Genomic DNA, 20,177 nt, shown 5'->3' with positions numbered 1-20,177 from the left:
AACCCATAAAAAGATTAAATTTTAAGCCCGGCCTTGTGCCGGGTTTTTTGTTTGGTGCTGCCCCGGTTGTTGTATTGTAGGGGCGTATCGCATACGCCCTATAACACCATTTATTGCGAATTTGCCAGGGTGTATACCTAATAGTATATGTGCAAAAGGGCATGCGCAAAAGGGCGTATGCGATACGCCCCTACCGAAATGGTATTTGACGGTAATAACCGGCATTTTGTAGTTTATCCAGATCTCCGTAAGGGCGTATGCAATACGCCCAACATTATATATCCTTCCACCCAAATGTATCATTCTTCCCTACTTTTGTATAAATCCGTCTGCGTCAGCGCACATAGCTTTGCTTTATAAATTTTAACAATTAAAACAATGGCAAAGACAATTTTTATAACAGGCGCTTCCCGCGGATTTGGAAAGATCTGGGCTGAAGCATTTTTAAAACGTGGTGACAAGGTAGTAGCTACTGCCCGCAACACCGACACTCTTAATGATTTGGTTGCAACTTACGGAGATGCAATCCTTCCATTACAACTGGATGTAAACAACCGCGAGCAGGTTTTTACTGCGGTTAATAAAGCAAACCAGCATTTTGGTGTTATTGATGTGCTGATAAATAATGCAGGTTATGGCTTGTTCGGTACTATTGAAGAAACCAGCGAACAGGAAGCCCGTGACCAGATAGAAACCAATGTGTTTGGCTTATTATGGGTAACCCAGGCTGTATTGCCAATAATGAGAGAACAAGGACGCGGACACATTATCCAGGTATCAAGTGTTTTGGGACTGGTAACATTGCCAATTTTAGGGCTATATAACGCCAGCAAATTTGCGGTTGAAGGCTTAAGTGAAACTTTGGCAAGTGAGGTTAAAGGCTTTGGCATTAATGTTTCATTGATTGAGCCAAACGGATTTTCGACAGATTGGGCAGGCGCTTCGGCAATCAATTCAAAACCAATGGAGATCTATGATCCGATCAGGGCAGCTTTCCAGGCTGGGCTAACCGAGGATAGTTTTGGCGTTCCGGAGGCAACATCTGATGCTGTTTTGAAACTGGTTGATAGTGAAAACCCGCCGTTGCGATTGTTTCTTGGTAAAGTGGCTTTGCCATGGGTACAGCAAGTTTATGCCGGCCGTTTATCTGAATGGGCTGAATGGAGCGATGTGGCTACTGCTGCACATGGGAAGTAAATAATGCTTGTGTGTATTTTAGCCGCCTGGCACATTCTCCAGGTGTCTTTGTTAACATATTTTTAGCCCTCCTTCCAGTTTAACGGAAGGGGGGATAGGTTCAGCGTCGACCGGGCGGGTAAATCTGTGTGCGATATTCACGCAAATGCATTAGCGTAAACGCATTGCGCAGAGGTTACTCACCCGACGAGGCTACGCCCGTCGACCTCTCTTCGCTGCGCGTAAAGAGGTAAAAAAAGGAAAAGTGCCGGGCCTTCACCTCTAACAATGGAGGCCCTAAAGTATTACAGAGAGATTACTCCGCATAATTATCCTTAACGTATTTTTGATACGTATTTCTATCATAAAAAATTAACATGAAGCATTTTAAAAGCTTAACCGAGCTACACCGTGCAAACGGATTTCCGCCACCCGAAAACCCAATGCTTAGCCTGTTTTTATGTAATAAAACCTGCTCGATAGGCGAAACAGAATTTACGGGTGACTTTTATGCAATTGGCTTTAAGAAATTAAAGTCGGGTATGTTTTTGTATGGGCGAACTAAATACGATCATGATTCAGGGTCGATGTCATTTGTGAAGCCGAGGCAGGTTATCCAGCTGAAGAACCTGGAGTTTGAAGAAAATGGCTTTTTGATCTTCATTCACGAGGATTTTTTAAACGGGCATGTGCTGCACAATGATATCAAAAAATACGGTTTTTTTGAATATGAGTCGAGCGAAGCGTTGCATTTGTCGCCGAGGGAAGAGGAGATAGTATGGGAATTATATCGCAAAATTGAAACAGAATACAACAATAACCAGGACGAATACAGTCGCGAGATAATGTTAGGCCATATTGATTCTATCCTTAAATATTCACAACGTTTTTATAAAAGGCAGTTCATTAACCGTACAGATCTATCAGGAAAACTGGTTTCAAAGTTTAACGATGCGCTAAATTTGTACTTTGGAAATGGCCTGCTGGCGCAAAAAGGCTTGCCATCAGTAAAAATGATGGCCGACCAGCTTAATTTATCAACCCGGTATTTGAGTGATCTGTTAAAACAGGAAACCGGTAAAACGGCTATTGAGCTGATCCATATATTTCTGATGTCGGAAGCAAAGAACCTGCTTAAAGGCTCAGATAATAATATTGCCGAAACGGCTTATGCTTTGGGGTTTGATAACCTGCCTTATTTTTCAAGGTTGTTTAAAAAGGAAGTAGGGATTAGCCCTAATCAATATAAAAAACAGGTTGTTAATTAGTCATTGGTCATTGTGTCATTAGTCATTGGGGGGATGGTTTGTTTGTGGGATGTGAATTCGAAATGTTATTCTGACAAGGAGTGCTGAAAAATAAACTTCTGTTATCCTAATCATAAGTATAATGCAGAGCCCATTATGAAAGGGCCCTGCGAGAACAAAGAAAGATCAACCATTTTTATACTTATCAGCAAACTCTTTTGCAAAGTATTCCAGTTTTGTGATGCCTGTTACCGGCGTTCTTTGGGCGTCAAAATCTTCCCATAATTGTCCGCTGCGCAGAAAAGTTCCAGTTTCTACAAAGCTTTTGGCAATTTCTGCGGGCACACCAGATTGTATGATCCCCTGTAAAGCCTGCTCATCCGTAAATTCTACCCATTTTAAACCTGGCTGGCCAATTGCCGTTCCTAAAACAGTGGCAACCTGTTGGGGAGTGCTTTGATCGCTTACTACATAGCGGATGCTTTTCCCGGTAAAACCATTGCTTATTTCTTCTGCAGCAGCTGCGGCAATATCCTGTGGATGTACCAATAGCATCCGGGTATCGCCGGGGTAATTGGAGCCCAAAATGCCCATGTTTTTAATCATGCTTATCAGGCCGTAATAGTTTACAAAAAAGAACGGGCAGCGCAGGTGTTTTATGGCTACGTTATCCAGCTTGTTAAGCGTTCTTTCAACTTCTGCCGCGGCGGCAATGGGTGTTGGAGCAGATTCAAGGTGTGCACCCATGCTGCTTAAGTTGACTACACGGGTTACGCCGGAGAGCTTTATTGCTTCTGCATAATTTTGGCCGGTGCCTGTAATATATTGATAAAGGTTGTTTGCACCAAAATTTGGAGGCACCATAGTGTAAACAAGGTCGGCCCCGGCGAATGCTTCCGTTAAAAATGAGCGGTCGGTAATTGAGCCTATCGCTGCTTTGGCGCCCAATGCTTCAATTTGCGGAGCTTTATCGGAATTACTGCTGATAATAGTTACCAGGTGCCCGTTATTAATTAATTTTTTGGCCAAAGGCTTGCTGATGTTGCCTAATGATCCTGTGAGTGTAATTTTCATAGTTTATTTTCAAAATTTATTGATCACAAAGGTATTTTTGTGCCTACTTTTGTACAAGTACTTACCCTGTAGTATGTGGCCATGACGAAAGTGAAAGAAAGTTCAACCATCCAGGAAAATAAGCAAACCGCTTTTAAGGAGTGCCCTGTAACCTACGTTATGGAAAAGATAGGTGGGTATTGGAAACCCATTATTTTGTTTCATTTATTGTCGGGCAGCAAAAGGTATAATGAGTTAAGAAGAGCAATCCCAACCATTACCGAAAAAGTATTAACCCAACAGCTAAAGCAACTGGAAGCAGATGACCTGGTGATAAGAAACGCCAGGCCGGTAATCCCCCCGCATGTTACCTACAGTTTAAGCGCATCAGGTTTGGCTATGAAACCTGTTTTATACGCAATGGCGGTTTGGGCAATTGAAGAGGGCAATACAAATCCCGCGATAAGCTATAAGAGTTTGAACGATTTTCCCGGGCATAATAGTCCATTTATAGGAACACCTGTTTCCACCAGCCTCACGCATGAGCTTTTATGAGGGACCCTGTACCAGGTTGTTGTATATAAAGTAAGGATACTAGAACTATTTTGGATTATAGAGAACTTGTTAAGAGTTGGAAATAAGGTAGCCTTTAATAAGATATGTGAAGATGTGCAAATAATCCAACAGACTTACGAAGTTTTCAAAACTTCGTAAGTCTTAGATAGCTTTATTACTTTTACCCATGCTTACTAATGGCGCAATCGCTTTCAATTTATTAAACCAGGATCTTTTATTATTACCGCAAAAAGCTATTTACTGGCAGCAGGAAAAGGCTTTGATTGCGGCCGATGTGCATTTGGGTAAGGTGGGGCATTTCCGCAAGGCGGGGATTGCCGTGCCTCGCGATATGGAACAGAATGAACTCGCCGTATTGTCAGACCTGGTATTTGAACATCAACCCGAAAAGATAATTTTCCTGGGTGATTTTTTTCATAGTGATATAAATGCCGACTGGGATTGGTTTATCCTTTGGCGCAGCCAGTTCCCTAAGCTGGAGATCATACTGGTGAGAGGGAATCATGATATTATTGACGATAGTTACTACACCCGGCTAAACATCCGGCTGCATGATGAGTTGCTGATCGGTCCGTTTTTAATGCTGCATTGTCCCTTAACAGAAAACGATTTAAAGCAGGCTGATAGCTATGTTTTTTGCGGACATATCCATCCGGGAGTAAGGTTAACAGGCAGGGGCCGGCAAACCATAACATTGCCTTGTTTTGCTTTCGGTTCAAGACAGGTTGTATTGCCCTCGTTCGGTCAATTTACAGGCAGGGTAGCCATCCGCAGTAATAAAAGTGATAGGATCTTCGCGATAGCAAAAGATAAAGTACTGGCTATTGATTAATGCTTTTTCAAATATTCTGATACCTCAAAATCAATATTCTTGATCCCAATATTTGGTACAACAATATTCCATTGCCCATCCAACAAATAATAGGTGGGTATTTCTGTTATGTTCCAATTGGCAGCATTTGGCGAGTCATCGCCTTTAAGGTCAGATACCTGTGTCCAGGTTAATTGATCATCTTTTAATGCGGTGGTCCACCAATCAGCTTTTGAATCAAGCGAAACACTTATAAATGCTACATTTTTCAATACTTCACTCTGCGCCAAAAGCGACTTTACCTGGTCGTGGTTTTTTCTGCTTAATTCATTGCCTGCCCGCCAAAAATCAATTACAATCAGCTTTTTATTGATGCTTTTTGCATCAAATGGTTTGCCATCGGGAGTATTGCCAGCTATGGCCGGAGCTTTTTTGCCGGTAACCAAATTTATAAGGCGGCTTAATTTGTTACCGATCTCCTGTCCCTCTTCACTGTTTTGTGCTGCAAGGGGAAGCGTTTTAAAAATTATGTAATAATTAACCGGATCGCCTTCATAGTTTAATTTTGAAAGGATATGTATGCTGATCTCGCTTTGCGGGTATTGCTTCAGGAACTGTTTAAACGCAATGGCATCAACATCGCGGATCTTGGCCTCGTTTTGCTGCAGTTTACCCAATAAATTATTATACGCATCAGGCGATAAACCAGCATATTTATCTTTAAGCTCCTTACTTATCTGTTTAACCTGTTTCATCGCTTCAACGCTCATATTATCGGCAAGGCTGTAAAATGCCGAGAGCTGCTCCTGTATTTTTGATGGCGAAGTGATTTTTGGGTATTTATATAATTTTCCGGCCTCAGCTTCAATCGCATATGTTCCGTCCTCCAGGTAAACTTCATAGGGGTTATGCTCATCGGGATTGTCGGCATCCGTTATGTTCATTTTATAATAACCGGGATGGTTCAGGATCTTTTTTGCTATTGAGAATTTTCCATCCTTTATATTCTCGCCGAAAATGGCGTTGTCACCAAGGGTTTTAACAATAAAAACACCATGCTTAATGCCAGTTGCGGTTCCGGTAAACTCAATGTGCGCTTGCTTAGTACAACCGGTTATTAATAAACCAAGTATAATAATATATGGGAATTTCATGAGATAAGTATAAAGTTAGAATCAAGAGTCAAGAAATCAAGAGTCAAGAAAATTAAATAGTAGAGAAAATTATTTGCCAGGTTCATTTTTTATCCTGATTCCTGACTCTTATAATCCTGACTCTTGCTTCAGGGTGCTAATATATGAGAAGGAAAATTATATGCAAAAATAAAACAGCAGCATTGTATTTTAGATTGTTTCTAAATAGTTAATTCATACTTAATAAGCTGTTTCCATTTATATCTTTTGGCATTTAATAAATACTTTTGCCAAATAAATCTGATAATATAATGAGCGAATTTAAACAAACCTTTAACTCATCGTTGGGAAAGAAGCTGATAATGGCTTTAACGGGCTTGTTTCTGTGTACCTTTTTAATTGTACACCTGGGCGGTAACCTGTTATTGTTCAGAGACGATGATGGTTACGGCTTTAACATGTACGCCAATTTCCTTACGCATTTTCCGCCTATCGAGGTAATTGCTTACCTGCTGTATCTATCTATTGTGGTACATGCGGTTTATGCATTGGTTTTAACTATAAAAAACCGTAAGGCAAGGCCGGTATCATACGCGTCAACAAATAAAGCGCCTGCTACATGGTCGTCAAAAAACATGGGGTTACTAGGCTCAATTTTGCTGTTGTTTATTGTGATCCACATGAGCGATTTTTGGTTTGCCTATAAATACAGCCATAAAGTAGCTTATAAAGAATACCGTACAGACCTGGCGACAGATAAAACAACATCGGTTGATTATGTGCCTGTATCTCCCAATTTTGAAAAATCAGTATCAACAGAAAATAATATAGAGATAGTAAGGGTGAAAGACCTGCATGCGCGTGTAGCCAATAGCTTCAGCAATTTACTTTACGTAATATTTTATGTGATAGCCATGTTTGCGGTATCGTTTCACCTGGTTCACGGCTTTCAAAGCGCATTCCGTACACTGGGATGGGTGCATCGCAAGTATACACCGGTAGTTTACTTTATAGGTACATGGCTGTTTGCTGTAATTATCCCGATAGGCTTTGCGGCAATGCCGGTGGTATATTATATACAGAGTTTGGGGAAGTAGTTGATTAGGTTAGATTAAGTTAGAATGAGTTGATTAAGTTGACTCAATCACTCAAAATAAATACAAAGAAACATGGGTTTAGATGCTAAAATTCCTGAGGGTCCATTAGCCGAAAAATGGAGCAAGCATAAATTTAACTTAAAGCTGGTTAACCCGGCCAATAAGCGTAAATACGATGTAATAGTTGTAGGTACGGGTTTGGCAGGTGGCGCAGCAGCGGCATCATTGGCGGAGCTTGGCTATAATGTGAAAGCATTTTGTTTCCAGGATAGTCCGCGCCGTGCGCACTCTATTGCTGCGCAAGGTGGGATAAATGCTGCAAAGAATTATCAGAACGATGGCGATAGTGTTTACCGCCTGTTTTATGATACCATTAAAGGAGGAGATTACCGTGCCCGCGAGGGAAACGTTTACCGCCTTGCCGAAGTATCAGTAAATATTATTGACCAATGCGTGGCACAGGGTGTTCCTTTTGCCCGCGAATACGGAGGCTTGCTGGATAACCGCTCATTCGGTGGTTCGCAGGTATCGCGTACATTTTATGCGAGGGGACAAACCGGACAGCAGCTTTTATTAGGAGCTTACTCGGCCCTTAACCGCCAGATCCATTTGGGTAAGGTGAAAATGTATACCCGCACCGAAATGCTGGATGTGGTTACTATTGACGGGCATGCCAAAGGCATTGTTACCCGGAACCTGATAACCGGCGCTGTTGAAACCCACAGCGGCCACGCTGTATTGCTGGCTACAGGCGGTTATGGTAACGTGTTTTATCTTTCAACCAATGCCATAGGCTCAAACGTTACTGCTGCATGGCGTGCACATAAGCGTGGTGCTTTCTTCGCAAACCCATGCTATACTCAAATTCACCCTACATGTATCCCTGTTTCAGGCGATCATCAGAGTAAGTTAACGCTGATGTCGGAATCATTACGTAATGACGGACGGGTTTGGGCGCCCAAAACTGTTGAAGTAGCTGAAAAACTAAGGAAAAAAGAATTAACCGCCGACCAGGTAAAAGAGGACGACCGCGATTACTTCCTCGAAAGAAAATATCCGTCATTCGGGAACCTTGTTCCGCGCGACGTGGCATCACGTAACGCTAAGGAAATGGTAGATGACGGCCGTGGGGTAGGTGGCTCAGGCTTTGCCGTGTTCCTTGACTTTGCCGATGCGATCCATCGCCTGGGTAAGGATGCGGTGGCTGCCAAATATGGTAACCTGTTTGATATGTATTATCAAATTACCGACGAGGACCCTTACAAACAACCCATGCGCATATACCCTGCTGTGCACTATACCATGGGCGGCCTTTGGGTTGATTATAACTTAAGCACCAACGTACCGGGATTATATGCTTTGGGCGAGTGTAACTTTAGCGATCACGGTGCAAACCGCCTGGGGGCATCTGCATTAATGCAGGGACTTGCTGATGGTTATTTTGTGATCCCTTACACACTTGGTGATTACCTTGCTACTATCGGCCCGAAACCAGTTGATACCAAACACCCGGCTTTTGAACAAACCAAACAGGATGTTATTGCCCGCATTAATAAACTGCTTGCTTTAAAAGGTACAAAAACGGTTAATGAATATCACCGCGATCTTGGCCACATTATGTGGGAATATTGTGGCATGGCGCGTACTGAAGAGGGTTTAACCAAAGCAAAAGGATTGATCCAGGCTTTAAGAGCGGATTTTTGGAAAAATGCTAAAGTTGTAGGTGAGAACGAAGAAGTTAACCCGGCATTGGAAAAAGCAGGCCGCGTTGCTGATTTTCTTGAACTTGGCGAACTGATGGTTGATGATGCTCTTGCACGCAGAGAATCATGTGGTGGTCACTTCCGTTTGGAATCACAAACTCCGGAAGGTGAAGCTTTGCGTGATGATGAGCATTTTGCTTATGTTGCTGCATGGGAATATAAAGGGGATAATCAGCCGGAAGTAATGAATAAAGAAACGCTTGATTTCGAGTTTGTTCACCTAACGCAGAGAAGCTATAAGTAAGATGCTTTTTTATAAAAACAAACATGTTGCTTAACGATACTGTGCTGACAAACTTATTAAAGCAAGCATATTCAGCCGAAAAAGCTGCTGCTTTCGCTTACCAAGGTCACGCAGGGTCGGTAAAAAATGTGGAGGAAAAGAAAGCTATCAAACAAATTGAGATAGATGAATGGAATCATCGGAGCGAGGTATTAAAATTAATGAACCAGTATCAAGTGCCTGTTTCAAAATGGTACGAGATAAAAAATTATTTTATCGGCAAAGCAATTAGCGCAAGCTGTTATGTAATTGGTTGGTTTATGCCATTCTATTTTGCAGGAAACTTAGAAAGCGGCAATGTTTGCGAATACATTAGGATGAAAAGACTTTTTAACGCATTGAACATAGCAGCGCATGACGAAGTTTTGTTCGAAATGAGTTTAAAGGAAAAAGAACACGAAGTGTATTTTTACCAACAAATAAAAAGTAGTAAATGGCTACCCTTTTTTGAAAAAGTATTTGCCTGGGGAAATAAAAGCAAAAACGATATAGATTTAGAAGAGGGGTTTAGTGTAGAAAATACAAATACGTATTGTGAGCATTATGGAGAAAAGTAAGAGGTTATCTCTTAAAAAATCAAATAATTATAACAATACAATAAATTTTAGGAATTCAAATATTTCAAAATGGAACATAATAATATGAACCTTACACTCAAGGTTTGGCGACAAAAAAATGCTGATACAAAAGGCGCTTTTGTGACCTATAAAGCGGAAGGAATTTCGCCTGATATGTCATTCCTTGAAATGCTGGATGTGGTTAATGAAAGTCTGATCCTTAAAGGTGACGAGCCGATCCATTTTGACCATGATTGCCGCGAAGGGATCTGCGGAATGTGCTCGCTATATATCAACGGCCATCCACATGGGCCTAAAAATGCGATCACTACCTGCCAGCTGCATATGCGTACCTTTCATGATGGCGAGATCATTGTGATTGAGCCATGGCGCGCTGCTGCTTTCCCGGTTGTTAAAGATTTGGCGGTTGACCGCTCGGCATTCGACAGGATCCAGCAGGCCGGTGGTTTTGTTTCGGTAAATACAGGGGTTACTATTGACGCCAATGCCATTCCGATCCCTAAAGTAATTGCCGACGAGGCATTTAACTCAGCCACCTGCATTGGGTGTGGCGCTTGCGTTGCTGCATGTAAAAATGCATCAGCCATGTTGTTTGTATCGGCTAAGGTAACCCAGCTTGGGCTGCTGCCGCAGGGGCAAACAGAGCGTTACAGCCGCGTACAGGCTATGGTTGCCCAAATGGACGAAGAAGGCTTTGGTAACTGTACCAATACCGGCGCATGCGAAGCTGAATGCCCTAAGGAAATAAAGATGACCAACATCAGTCGCATGAATAACGATTACTTCAGCGCCAAGCTGTTCCGCGAGGAAGCTACGCACGAGCATGCATCAGGCGAATAAAATATAACAATGTTTAATCTGTAAAGGCTTTGAGAGAAATTTCAAGGCCTTTTTTATTGAATGGCACGAATTTTCAGGAGTTGAGGCGAATTTCACGAATTGAAAAGACACAAATTTTTACGAATTAAAACGAATTTCACGAATTAAGACAGGTGACGGGCATTGTTAGTGTGGGTGCCTTTTTCGGTATTTTATATTCCCTGTTACATTACTGCTATTTAATCCGTAATCTATTAAGCAACCCTAAATTTATAAGATCTTGAAATCGATAAACCATATACTTGCCTGCATCATCACAGTTTTAATATTTGTAGGAACCTGCTTAATATTTATAGCAAGCTGCAACTCACACAGTACCAGCAAGTGCACTCCCTGCCCTTTAGCTTTGCAGATGCCGCCAAATATAACTTTCATGGTAGTGGATAAAGCGACTGGCAAAGACCTGTTTTTTGGCAGCGCAGCACAGTATGCAACCAGTCAGCTAAAAGTTCACCATATTTTAAACGGCCATATTGATACCGCCTATTTATATATTGATACTTCAAATAAGGATTTTAATGCTCGTATTAACGCGGTACACCAGGTTGATACGGTGACGATGAACATTGCTGATAAGCCGCAGGATATTTTGCTGTTTAAACGTACAACAACAGGTGGCTGCTGCTCAACTACCTATCTTAGTTCGGTAACTTTTAACGGTACGGTTGTTTACACACAGAAACCTGGACCGGAAGTTGTTGCGGTATTGGCTAAGTAAAATTATCAGTTAGCCTTTATTGGTGTTATAGCCGTGTATTTTTGAAAGAATACCCTCTTCGGGGATGCTATGCCATATTTATTTTGTAATCTATAAAATAAGATCGCCCGTTTGCATACCAGATGACCTGCCTCAAAGCAATGCGCTTTAACGACATTCCGGCGATAAGGAAATGGCCGTGGTACGCATAAAATTTTATTATTGTTGTTTTGACAAATAATTAACTAATAATTTCAAATTATTTGCTTAAAATGAAACCAATGCGTCGCTTTCTACGTATCATTATAAAAAGGATAACTAACCTTTTGTTAAACAGGTATTATAAATCATTTACTTTAATTAGCTTTTTTACCACTGAAAGTCGCTGATTTATAACTGGATTTAATGATTTGGGGAGCAGTATTTTATAAAGAAATATATCTTTAATACATATTAAGCTATTGATAATAGTTAATTTTTATTGTTTTGAAAGATAAACCCAGATCACCTGCATCCTTACTCAAACTGTTATTCAAAAAAACTTCTTTTGTTTTATTGTTGATAGTGGTAATGGCATCAGCAGTGATGATTGTAATGAATTTTTATTCTATCAGGATATTGTCTGCTGCAAGAGCTTACATCAATGGCGAGTCGCAATATTCAAAAGGCCAAAAAGATGCATCGGCTCATTTGATCAATTATATTTCCCAGGAAAATGAAAGTGATTTCGCTGCTTTTGAGCGGGATATCAGTATCCCTGTTGGTGATCATATAGCCAGGATCGCATTGTCATCAAATAGTGATTACCAGTTGGCAAAAAAAGGCTTTTTGCAAGGGAAAAATCACCCTGACGATATTGATGACATCATATGGCTTTTTAGTAACTTTCAGCGTTTACCCATGTTTAAAAATGTGATTGGGATATGGGCTGAAGGTGATGTAATGGTAAATAAACTGCATCAAATTGGTTTGCAATCGCACGCTGAAATAATTAAAGGTAAAATGTCAACGGCTGGGAGGAAATTACTTATCCAGTCAATTAATGATATTTCGGCCGAACTTACCATTAAGGAAGAGGCATTTTCAGATACGCTTGGCGTAATTTGCCGTAAAATTAAGTTATATATTTTTATAGCCAATGTTTTAATCACCCTGGTTATTTTAATCAGTTCACTATCATATGCAGGGATCATGATAGGTAAACTGGCCAATACCCAAAAGAAAGTAATTGATCAGAATGATAATCTGCAGGTAATTAATGCCGGGCTGGACAAATTTGTGTTTAATGTTACGCATGACCTGCGATCGCCATTGGTTGCGCTTATTGGATTGATAGAACTGATAGATGAAGAAACTGACCCTGTGCAAATTAAAGCATATATATTAATAATGAAGGAGAGCCTTGAAAAACAAGATCACTTTATTAATGAAATGATGTTATTTATTCAGAGCAAACACGCGGGCCTTATTAAAAAAGAATGTCATTTAACTTCTATTATTGATGATGTAATAGCGCAGAATCATTACAGAAATAGTGGAAAAGAAGTAGACTTTTATAAGGAAATTGAACTTGATGAGATTAATAGCGATGCATTGAAACTCCAGGTAATATTAAATAACCTGGTATCAAACGCTATAAAGTACAGTGATTCAAAAAAAGAGGAGCAATGGGTGAAAGTAAAAACATACCAGCAGGAAGTAACCGCAGTAATTGAGGTGGAGGACAATGGTTTAGGGATCAGGCAAAGAGACCAGGAACGCATTTTCGACAAGTTTTATATGGTAGGTAATAATAAACATAGTTCGGGCTTGGGGCTTTACCTGGTTAAAGATGCCGTAACGCAAATGAACGGACATATTGAAGTAAAATCGGAACCCGGCCTTTTTAGCAGGTTTATTATTAGCATCCCCTGCAATTAGCGATTGCGATTACTTACGCCTTTTGATAGATGTTTCTTCCCAAAAAATCATTCCTGAATTTTCCATGGGGATCATATTCGGTTACCAGGTTTTTAAAATCGTGCAGCTTTTCGTAGCGCGATCCTAATACTTTGGGATCAAGGGTGAACACTTTACCCCAATGCGGCCTGGGGGTGAATGGCGCTAGTACCTTTTCAATTTGAGGTAATAGTTTTAATACTGCTTCAGTTTCCTGCTTCCAGGTAAAGTGAATGGTGACTGATGTTTGGTTATGGCATGGGCTCATCCATAAATTATCGGCAGCTATGGTCCTTATTTCGGTTATAAATAGATGAGGGCCTATAGCTTTACCTAGTTTTGAGATAGCCTGGATTGCTTCAACAGCATTGTGCATAGGTACAAAATATTCCGATTGCAGCTCTTTACCACTGCTAGGCGTGAACCCCATTTTAAAATGCGGCAACCTTTCATACCATGGCCCGGGCACGCCCATTTGTTCGGTACAGTTTTCGGCAGAAAGGGCAATTATGGGGTGCAGATTTTTGGTTGCAGCTTTAGCACCGTAAAATTCAGGCAGTACTTTATCACTATCAATACCTATGCGGCTTTTTATCCAAACTTCGTTAATATGGTCGGTTTGCCAGTCGGTAAATAAGCTTACGCTGTAACCTGCTGAAACTATTTTTTCAAAATTATGCTTCAATTGGTCGATCGGCAGGCCAATAAAAACATTTTGCCTTACCATATAAGTGGGCTGGATTTGAAGAGTTACTTTGGTTATTACGCCTAATGCACCCAAGCCAACCACGGCGGCATTCAATTTTTCGGGATCGGAATCTTTAGATAAGTGAACAACGTTGCCATCTGCAATTACAATTTCTAAACCGGTAACCGCGCTGGCAAGGTTTCCGTTTTTAACACCGGAGCCATGAGTAGCGGTTGTTATAGATCCTGCTACTGAAATGTGCGGCAACGAGGCCAGGTTATGCAGTGCGTAGCCCTTTTGGTGCAGGTAAGGTGCAAGCTCGCCGTATTTTATTCCTCCTTCAACGGTAACTGTTTTTTTATCGGCGCTAATAGCTACTACTTTGTTCATTTCTTTTGTAGAAATTAAGTTGTCTTTGCTATCGGCTATGCGGTTAAAGCAATGGCGGGTACCCAGGGTTTTTATCCTGCCATGCTGTTTTACAAGGGTTTGTACTTCCTCAACAGTTTTTGGGTAAAAAACATTATCGGTACTGAAGGTTAAGTTACCAGCCCAGTTTTTTAGCCTTTGCTGGTATGCCAATGAATTAAGTGGGGATATAAGAGGTGTTGCCATTAAAGTAGCGCTTAACTGGATAAAAGTTTTTCTTTTCATAATAATCGGGTATTACTATAACAGGTTATTACAAGGTAAGGTTTATTGGCAGATATAAACAAAAGATATTTTCGGTGGCTTGTTTAATAACAATTTGATTGGCTAAGCTTTTTTGCCCTCCTTCCGCGCAGTGAAGGGAGGGCGGTCCATCCGCTGGCTAGCGCAGTCGACCGGGTGGGTAAATTCTGCTCGCGATATTAACGCAAATGCATTGACGTGAATGCATGGCGGCGTGGACTCACCCGGCATTGCTTCGCTCGCCGCCCCTCTCTTTGCTTCGCATAAAGAGGGGAGCTGCAATTCTCTTTAATTTAATGACCTTGATTGCCTATTGTATAGTGCTTATTTCTTCTTTCTTCTTTCCGAGGCTTAAGGTTAAAAGCTCATTTTCCTGGATGCGTGCCAAAACTATTTTGGTAATTAAAGCGACAGGTAAAGGCTCTCCGGGTTTAAAATGGACGGTGGCGCCTGATGCTTTGTAACCTTTTAATTCATCCTTCATGATTTTTACAAGGGGCGGACTCATGGTATACAGGCTGCAAAAATCTTTGGTTACGCCTATTCCAACAAGCATATAGATATGTTTAAAGCAGTGCACCTGGTAGCTGAAGGTTTCTTCGGCATTGGGGATTATGGAGAGGATAAGCTGGCGCAACGCAATAAGACCGGGTTTAAACAGGTCATCCTGCCGGTTGAGGTAGGTGTTAAATATTGTTTGCCCCGCGGTTTCCATATTATTGATGGGTTTTCAAAAATTGTATCACATCTTCCTCTGTACCGGTGAATGGCCCGGGACGCTCCATTTTAAGACTGGCCATAGCGGCCGCAAATTCACCGGAGTGCTGAATGGAATCACCCTTTACCCGGCGGTATAAATAGCCCGCCATATAGGTATCACCGCAGCCGGTTGCATCAACTACCGTGCGCGGGCGCCAGGCCGGGATGGTATAAGATTTACCCTCGCTGTAAATTACAGATCCGCCGCTGCCATTGGTGATCACTACTTCTTTCACACCCCAGTCGGCCAGTAGTTTGGCGCCCTGTGCGGTATCTTTAAGGCCGGTAAGAGCCTGCAGTTCTGCAACATCGGCTTTTACAGTGTGCACATATTGAAGGGCCTCTTTTTTGCCGGGCCAGTCGACAGCGTGTACTTTTTTGTTCACTACCTTGCGTAAATAGCCCTGCACATCAAGACTTACCCGGCCTTTGGTAGCCAGGTTTTTTATAAGCGGAGTGCTGATATCATCGGCCAGCAACGGGCCCAGGTGGAATATTTTTGCGTCTACGGTTTGCAGCGGTTCTATTTCGAACGGATCGGCTTTTTCCAAAACGTTTTGGGTGCGCTGGTCCTGGTCTTCCGCGTAGATGTTTTCGAAGTAAACAGTATGGGCGCTGGGCTGTACTTTTACTTCAACGCCTTTATCGCGCAGGTCGGCCACATACTGCATTTCGGCTGGGGCAAGGGCGGTAACCAGCAGGTAATTAACATCGAGCTTACTAACCGCGTACGAAAAATAAAAAGCCGTACCACCGGCCATATGCATGGTGGTTTTGGTAGTTACTACTTTGTCGGATGTAATGTGGCCTATGCAGCAAAGATCAAGCATGTTGTTGTTTGTAATTTGGCAAGATAATAATTTTTGCAGATGTGCGGATGTGCGAATTTTGGATGTGCGGATGATTTGCGGATGTGCGGATGAGGAAAATGCGCCGGGAATTTATTGTATTGGCGTGAACGTACTAACAATTTACTCATCTTCAAATGATGAGCAAGGCAAGAAAGAGGTAATTATCTTAACACTTCACAGTTTTCTTTTTGGCAACAGGCTTTCCCTTGCCCAGTGCTTTTTGGATATACTCAACAGCCTTTGGTACTTTGCAGGCTGTACCATTTTTATCTACCGTAACATCTCCTATTTTATTTGCGGCTGCAATGGCATCGTCAGTTAATGCAGCTACGTATGTGCCCAGCGAGATCACAAAAATATTCATGGCGGAACGTACGCGATTTTGTGACGAATGGATGGTTTGTTCAACCCTGGTAAGTAAACCCTTTAAAGCTTTTAGGTCCAGCTCATCATCAGGCTTTAACGAGACCAGGTTGGAAAGCGTAGACCAGCCGGACGCGGCAATACGTTCATCCTTGTTATTTATCCATTCGTTTGCCAGCTCAAATCCGTAATGGCTACCAGTGGTAACCCAGGGGACTGTATACTCGGCTATGTTATTTGAGACTGCTTGCTTTACCCAGGTTTGCAGTTCATCCTTCGTCATTTTTTCATCATCAGCTATCAAGCCTGCCAGGTACATGGCATCGGCATTGCCGGTTGCATACAGGTCTTTAGCCAGCTGGTAATTTGTCTTTACCTTTTTTTGGATCGTTTTTAAATACTCTACCTTCACCCCGAAAAACGGCTCTTTAACGCCATGTTTCAGCAAGATCTTTTTAATGCTATCGCTGCCGTTGGCTTTAAGCTCAGCCATTATTTCGTTTACTTCCATGGTGGTTTTTTGCTAATGGTTTGTTATTATAAATATATTAAATTTATTGTTTGTCAATATTTTTATTGGCGATTTTGTGGAGGTGGAGATGATGTGCGGATGTGCGAATATGCAGATGTGCGGATGGGGGGCGGAGATCTAACGCGGGTTGCTTCGAATGATCTTTAGTTTTAGAACTTAAACATCCTCCCGCTCAATTGCCGCGGAGGCTGTTACTTTGTCTTGATACAAAGTAACCAAAAATCAAGTCAGCAGAAATGCTTCTTTGCGCACGGGGCCTTTCACGCACAAATCCAGCAAAACCACGGGCTGGAATATTTTTGCCGGGCTACCCTTTCTGATGCTGACCCTGTATGCAAAAATTTCCTATGCCCCTTGCCGGCGCTTTAGGCCATCAGTTTTGCTGGATTTTTGCCGAAGCTTATCTGCTGACGGGGAAAGAAAAAGATTTCTGTTACATACCTTCTTTAATAACGAATTTGGTGGATGCCTTGCAAACTTTCTTTAGGGTGAGGATGCCATTGGCTTTTGTCTTTAAGTGCTGAACGATATTATTTACCTGTACCTGGTAGCCTATATCCGGTTGCAGCCCGGTGATGGTAAATTCGTAGTTATTTGGTTGAATGATGGTAAAGGAGATCTCTTTTGTATGCCATGAATTAATTTGCAGGTCAATTGGATGATTAGACGAGGCAGCTACCTGCAGCAGGGCGCTATCGCGGTTATGGTGGTAGTAGGTTAGTTTATTTCCTGAACGGGATGCCCCAAAACTTTCATTGCTTTTAACTGAAAAAGTATTGGTGCGCATTGCATAATTGTTTACACTTAGTTTTAATTGATACGCGGTATCGCGGAGGGTGTATGAAAATTGTGTGCCGTTAAGCGTTTTGCTCATGTTTGGTTCAAGGCCCATCCGGTTCCATATCGGGCGGATGCCGTAAATGTCCCTGTATAGACCCGTAATTGTGGTGCAGATGCCGGCTAAGATATCATCGCCCATACCTAATTGGGTAATCCTGCTGTACCGCTGGGAGGACAGACCATCTTTTTTGTACTGTTCCAAAATGTTGTTGACATATTTGAGGGCAATGCCCTTATTATATTTAGCATAAGCCCTGATGCCAAGATAGCCCCAGGTAGGGAAGATATCGCCATTTTCATATTTGGGGAATGGCCAGTTTCCGCCCTGTACCTCTTCTCTTTTAAAAGAATCAAAACACAGCGGCCAGTGAAATAGTTTTTCGGCGGTTGTTCGCTGTTCTACCTGGTCGAGGATAAGGGCGATGCGCTGCGGATCGTCACAGATGCCGAAGGCAATAACGGCGAAATTTACCGGGGTAACCAGGTTGTCACCATGAACAGAACCGTCTTTATCCCGCCAATATACATACTGCTTTTTGGCTGCCGACCAGAAACCACCTTCTTCAACCGGCTTATTCATGGCTATTTTGAGTCGCAGAGACACCGCTGTATAATAGTCCGATTTTTGTTGATTGCCCAACACCTTTTCGCAGTTTGCCCACAGGTTTAGTGCCTCGTATAGTTGCGCATTTACAAATGCATTTTCATAACCGGCGTAAACAATATCCAGCCAGTCGCTGGCTTTTTTTTCTGCAACATTGTTGTTTATCATTTCAAATATGCCGTTGTTGTTGGAGTCGCGTTTGAGCAGCCATTCGAGCGCTTTTTCGCAACTTTGCTGGTGCGATTTCAGCCATGTCACATCTCCGTTAAGATCAAATTGTTCGCTGGTGTTGATCAGATAACCCGTTTGCGAATCAACTGTATAACCCCACTGGGCCTCATAATATCCTGTTTTGGCATTATAGGTGCCGGGGATCTCATCGCCGGGCTCGTTGTGCCAGCGGGATAAAACCCGCCCGTCGGGAAGCATCGCCTGGTCGCGCTCCTGGTTTAGGGTGGCGGAGAGGTTGCGAGTATAGTTTTTATCATCTACCGCCATGCCTATTTGTGCAAAAAAGGGTTCGTGCATGCATTTCCAGTTGGTGAGCCAGCCGTTTGCGCCTATAATATTATTATCTACCACGCCATATCTCCCGGTGGTGTTCATCAGCTCACGCACGGCATCCGCATCAATTCCGGTAAGTGTGCCTCTTGAATATTTTGTGAAATAGTCTTCATACTGCAATTCAAAATGTGCACTTACCTTTCCTTTTTTGACTTCAAAGGGAGCAAATACATCCGCTTTTTGCGACACAAAGCGGCTTAAATTGTAACGTTGCTGCAAAGGGGTATTGGTTACCAGCTGGGTACAGGTAAACTCGTTTTTAGCGCTGTGCGAATATTTGGCGGCAATCACATTTCCGGTGCCGGGTTTTGCAGTTATCTGTAATGCATCTCCTGATTTTGCGTTCCAGAAGGTTACCCCGCCGGTGTGTACGCCGTAAGTATCATTTACCTGTTTCAGGTATTTACACCAAACCATCCCGCCGTTATCAATAATGCCGCCTTTCCAAACAGAAAGATCGGCAAAGTTCCATTTTGGGAAGGCTTGGTCTTCCAATTGGGCCGTATTACTGTATTGTCGGGTGATGTCCCAAAGGATTTTATTGGCGATCAGTTTAAAATCCCATGTTTCTGTTGCAGTGAGCGCGGCATCACCATAACTTATGCCGGTTAATGTTATGCCGTTGGGTGTTTCTGTTATTTTTATTTTGTTATGATGACCATTTGAAGTAAACGTTCCGTTTGGGGTTTCAATCCCGGTATAAACGCCTGAGGGAGATAGCGTGTTATTGCCTTTTATGTTTAATTGTTTTATTACGCAGCCGGATGAATAGTCAATCATTATAGAGAGCTTTTTACCGGGAACTGTGATGGTAATGGTTTTGGCAGCGGGATCATGTTTTATGCCGTCGTTTCTTTTTGGTTGGGAAAAGCTCAATTGCTGAAAAAGTAAAAGAACAAAAAAGACTGACTGGATTTTTTGGATCATGGTATACTGCTTATAATTTGGACAAGCTGAGCTTGTAGATGTAAAACTATTATAAATAGTCCCCTGTTTATGAGTACAAGCTGATGTTTTTTTTGTACTTTTTGATAAATTGTTGGGGGGAAGGAAAGTCGGTAGTTGTGAGTGAG

18 protein-coding genes are annotated in these 20,177 nt (G+C 42.1%); 10 read left to right on the top strand and 8 right to left on the bottom strand.

The window, feature by feature from the left end:
- The first annotated feature begins 378 nt into the window (after positions 1-378).
- Positions 379-1,197 (top strand): SDR family oxidoreductase, encoded by an 819-nt coding sequence (locus BUE31_RS07210; protein ID WP_073401825.1) that lies wholly within the window; start codon positions 379-381, stop codon positions 1,195-1,197.
- A 356-nt stretch (positions 1,198-1,553) separates the two neighbouring features.
- The gene (locus BUE31_RS07205) at positions 1,554-2,444 is read left to right on the top strand and encodes a helix-turn-helix domain-containing protein (RefSeq protein ID WP_073401823.1); all 891 of its coding nucleotides are present in this window, start codon (positions 1,554-1,556) and stop codon (positions 2,442-2,444) included.
- A gap of 165 nt (positions 2,445-2,609) precedes the next feature.
- Here the strand turns inward: BUE31_RS07205 and BUE31_RS07200 are convergent, their stop codons facing one another.
- A complete protein-coding gene (locus BUE31_RS07200; protein WP_073401822.1) occupies positions 2,610-3,497 on the bottom strand; it encodes an NAD(P)H-binding protein in 888 nt (295 codons plus the stop codon).
- Positions 3,498-3,578: 81 nt separating this feature from the next.
- On the opposite strand from BUE31_RS07200, the gene BUE31_RS07195 reads away from it, so the two are divergent.
- Both BUE31_RS07195 and pdeM read left to right on the top strand, forming a co-directional pair.
- Complete coding sequence (locus BUE31_RS07195; protein ID WP_083619453.1) at positions 3,579-4,031, top strand: winged helix-turn-helix transcriptional regulator; 453 nt, start codon at positions 3,579-3,581, stop codon at positions 4,029-4,031.
- Positions 4,032-4,218: 187 nt separating this feature from the next.
- Positions 4,219-4,884: a ligase-associated DNA damage response endonuclease PdeM gene (pdeM, locus tag BUE31_RS07190; RefSeq protein ID WP_073401821.1), complete on the top strand. Its 666-nt coding sequence runs from the start codon at positions 4,219-4,221 to the stop codon at positions 4,882-4,884.
- On the opposite strand, the gene BUE31_RS07185 is transcribed toward pdeM, so the two are convergent.
- On the bottom strand, positions 4,881-6,017 hold the full coding sequence (locus BUE31_RS07185) for a TlpA family protein disulfide reductase (protein WP_073401820.1): 1,137 nt from the start codon (positions 6,015-6,017) through the stop codon (positions 4,881-4,883). The two genes, pdeM and BUE31_RS07185, sit on opposite strands and share 4 nt — an antisense overlap.
- Before the next feature lie 290 nt (positions 6,018-6,307).
- On the opposite strand from BUE31_RS07185, the gene BUE31_RS07180 reads away from it, so the two are divergent.
- The 4 genes from BUE31_RS07180 to BUE31_RS07165 all read left to right on the top strand — a co-directional run bounded on the left by BUE31_RS07180 (position 6,308) and on the right by BUE31_RS07165 (position 10,557).
- Positions 6,308-7,093, top strand: a complete 786-nt coding sequence (locus BUE31_RS07180) for a succinate dehydrogenase cytochrome b subunit (protein ID WP_073401819.1) — start codon at positions 6,308-6,310, stop codon at positions 7,091-7,093.
- A gap of 72 nt (positions 7,094-7,165) precedes the next feature.
- Positions 7,166-9,100 carry a fumarate reductase/succinate dehydrogenase flavoprotein subunit gene (locus BUE31_RS07175; protein ID WP_073401818.1) on the top strand — a complete coding sequence of 645 codons (1,935 nt, stop codon included), beginning with the start codon at positions 7,166-7,168 and terminating at the stop codon, positions 9,098-9,100.
- A 23-nt stretch (positions 9,101-9,123) separates the two neighbouring features.
- Positions 9,124-9,696: a hypothetical protein gene (locus BUE31_RS07170; protein WP_073401817.1), complete on the top strand. Its 573-nt coding sequence runs from the start codon at positions 9,124-9,126 to the stop codon at positions 9,694-9,696.
- 84 nt (positions 9,697-9,780) lie between these two features.
- Positions 9,781-10,557, top strand: a complete 777-nt coding sequence (locus BUE31_RS07165; RefSeq protein WP_200801888.1) for a succinate dehydrogenase/fumarate reductase iron-sulfur subunit — start codon at positions 9,781-9,783, stop codon at positions 10,555-10,557.
- 249 nt (positions 10,558-10,806) lie between these two features.
- On the opposite strand, the gene BUE31_RS30960 is transcribed toward BUE31_RS07165, so the two are convergent.
- Positions 10,807-10,971, bottom strand: a complete 165-nt coding sequence (locus BUE31_RS30960; protein WP_159440642.1) for a hypothetical protein — start codon at positions 10,969-10,971, stop codon at positions 10,807-10,809.
- On the opposite strand from BUE31_RS30960, the gene BUE31_RS07160 reads away from it, so the two are divergent.
- Both BUE31_RS07160 and BUE31_RS07155 read left to right on the top strand, forming a co-directional pair.
- The gene (locus tag BUE31_RS07160) at positions 10,970-11,314 is read left to right on the top strand and encodes a hypothetical protein (RefSeq protein ID WP_073401814.1); all 345 of its coding nucleotides are present in this window, start codon (positions 10,970-10,972) and stop codon (positions 11,312-11,314) included. The two genes, BUE31_RS30960 and BUE31_RS07160, sit on opposite strands and share 2 nt — an antisense overlap.
- A gap of 465 nt (positions 11,315-11,779) precedes the next feature.
- A complete protein-coding gene (locus tag BUE31_RS07155; RefSeq protein WP_143167048.1) occupies positions 11,780-13,213 on the top strand; it encodes a sensor histidine kinase in 1,434 nt (477 codons plus the stop codon).
- A 13-nt stretch (positions 13,214-13,226) separates the two neighbouring features.
- Here BUE31_RS07155 and BUE31_RS07150 read toward each other — a convergent pair whose 3' ends face one another.
- The 5 genes from BUE31_RS07150 to BUE31_RS07130 form a co-directional block, all read right to left on the bottom strand.
- Positions 13,227-14,573, bottom strand: a complete 1,347-nt coding sequence (locus tag BUE31_RS07150) for an FAD-binding protein (protein WP_073401813.1) — start codon at positions 14,571-14,573, stop codon at positions 13,227-13,229.
- A 328-nt stretch (positions 14,574-14,901) separates the two neighbouring features.
- On the bottom strand, positions 14,902-15,306 hold the full coding sequence (locus BUE31_RS07145) for an iron chaperone (RefSeq protein ID WP_073401811.1): 405 nt from the start codon (positions 15,304-15,306) through the stop codon (positions 14,902-14,904).
- Between the two features lies 1 nt (position 15,307).
- Entirely contained in the window at positions 15,308-16,180 is an 873-nt protein-coding gene (locus tag BUE31_RS07140; RefSeq protein ID WP_073401809.1) for a PfkB family carbohydrate kinase, read from the bottom strand.
- A 187-nt stretch (positions 16,181-16,367) separates the two neighbouring features.
- The gene (locus tag BUE31_RS07135; protein ID WP_073401807.1) at positions 16,368-17,075 is read right to left on the bottom strand and encodes a DNA alkylation repair protein; all 708 of its coding nucleotides are present in this window, start codon (positions 17,073-17,075) and stop codon (positions 16,368-16,370) included.
- A 454-nt stretch (positions 17,076-17,529) separates the two neighbouring features.
- Positions 17,530-20,031: a glucosidase family protein gene (locus tag BUE31_RS07130; protein ID WP_073401805.1), complete on the bottom strand. Its 2,502-nt coding sequence runs from the start codon at positions 20,029-20,031 to the stop codon at positions 17,530-17,532.
- Positions 20,032-20,177 lie beyond the last annotated feature (146 nt).

This window comes from Mucilaginibacter sp. OK098 (assembly GCF_900142915.1).
Taxonomy (GTDB): domain Bacteria; phylum Bacteroidota; class Bacteroidia; order Sphingobacteriales; family Sphingobacteriaceae; genus Mucilaginibacter.
This window is presented reverse-complemented; position numbering and strand designations above follow the sequence as displayed.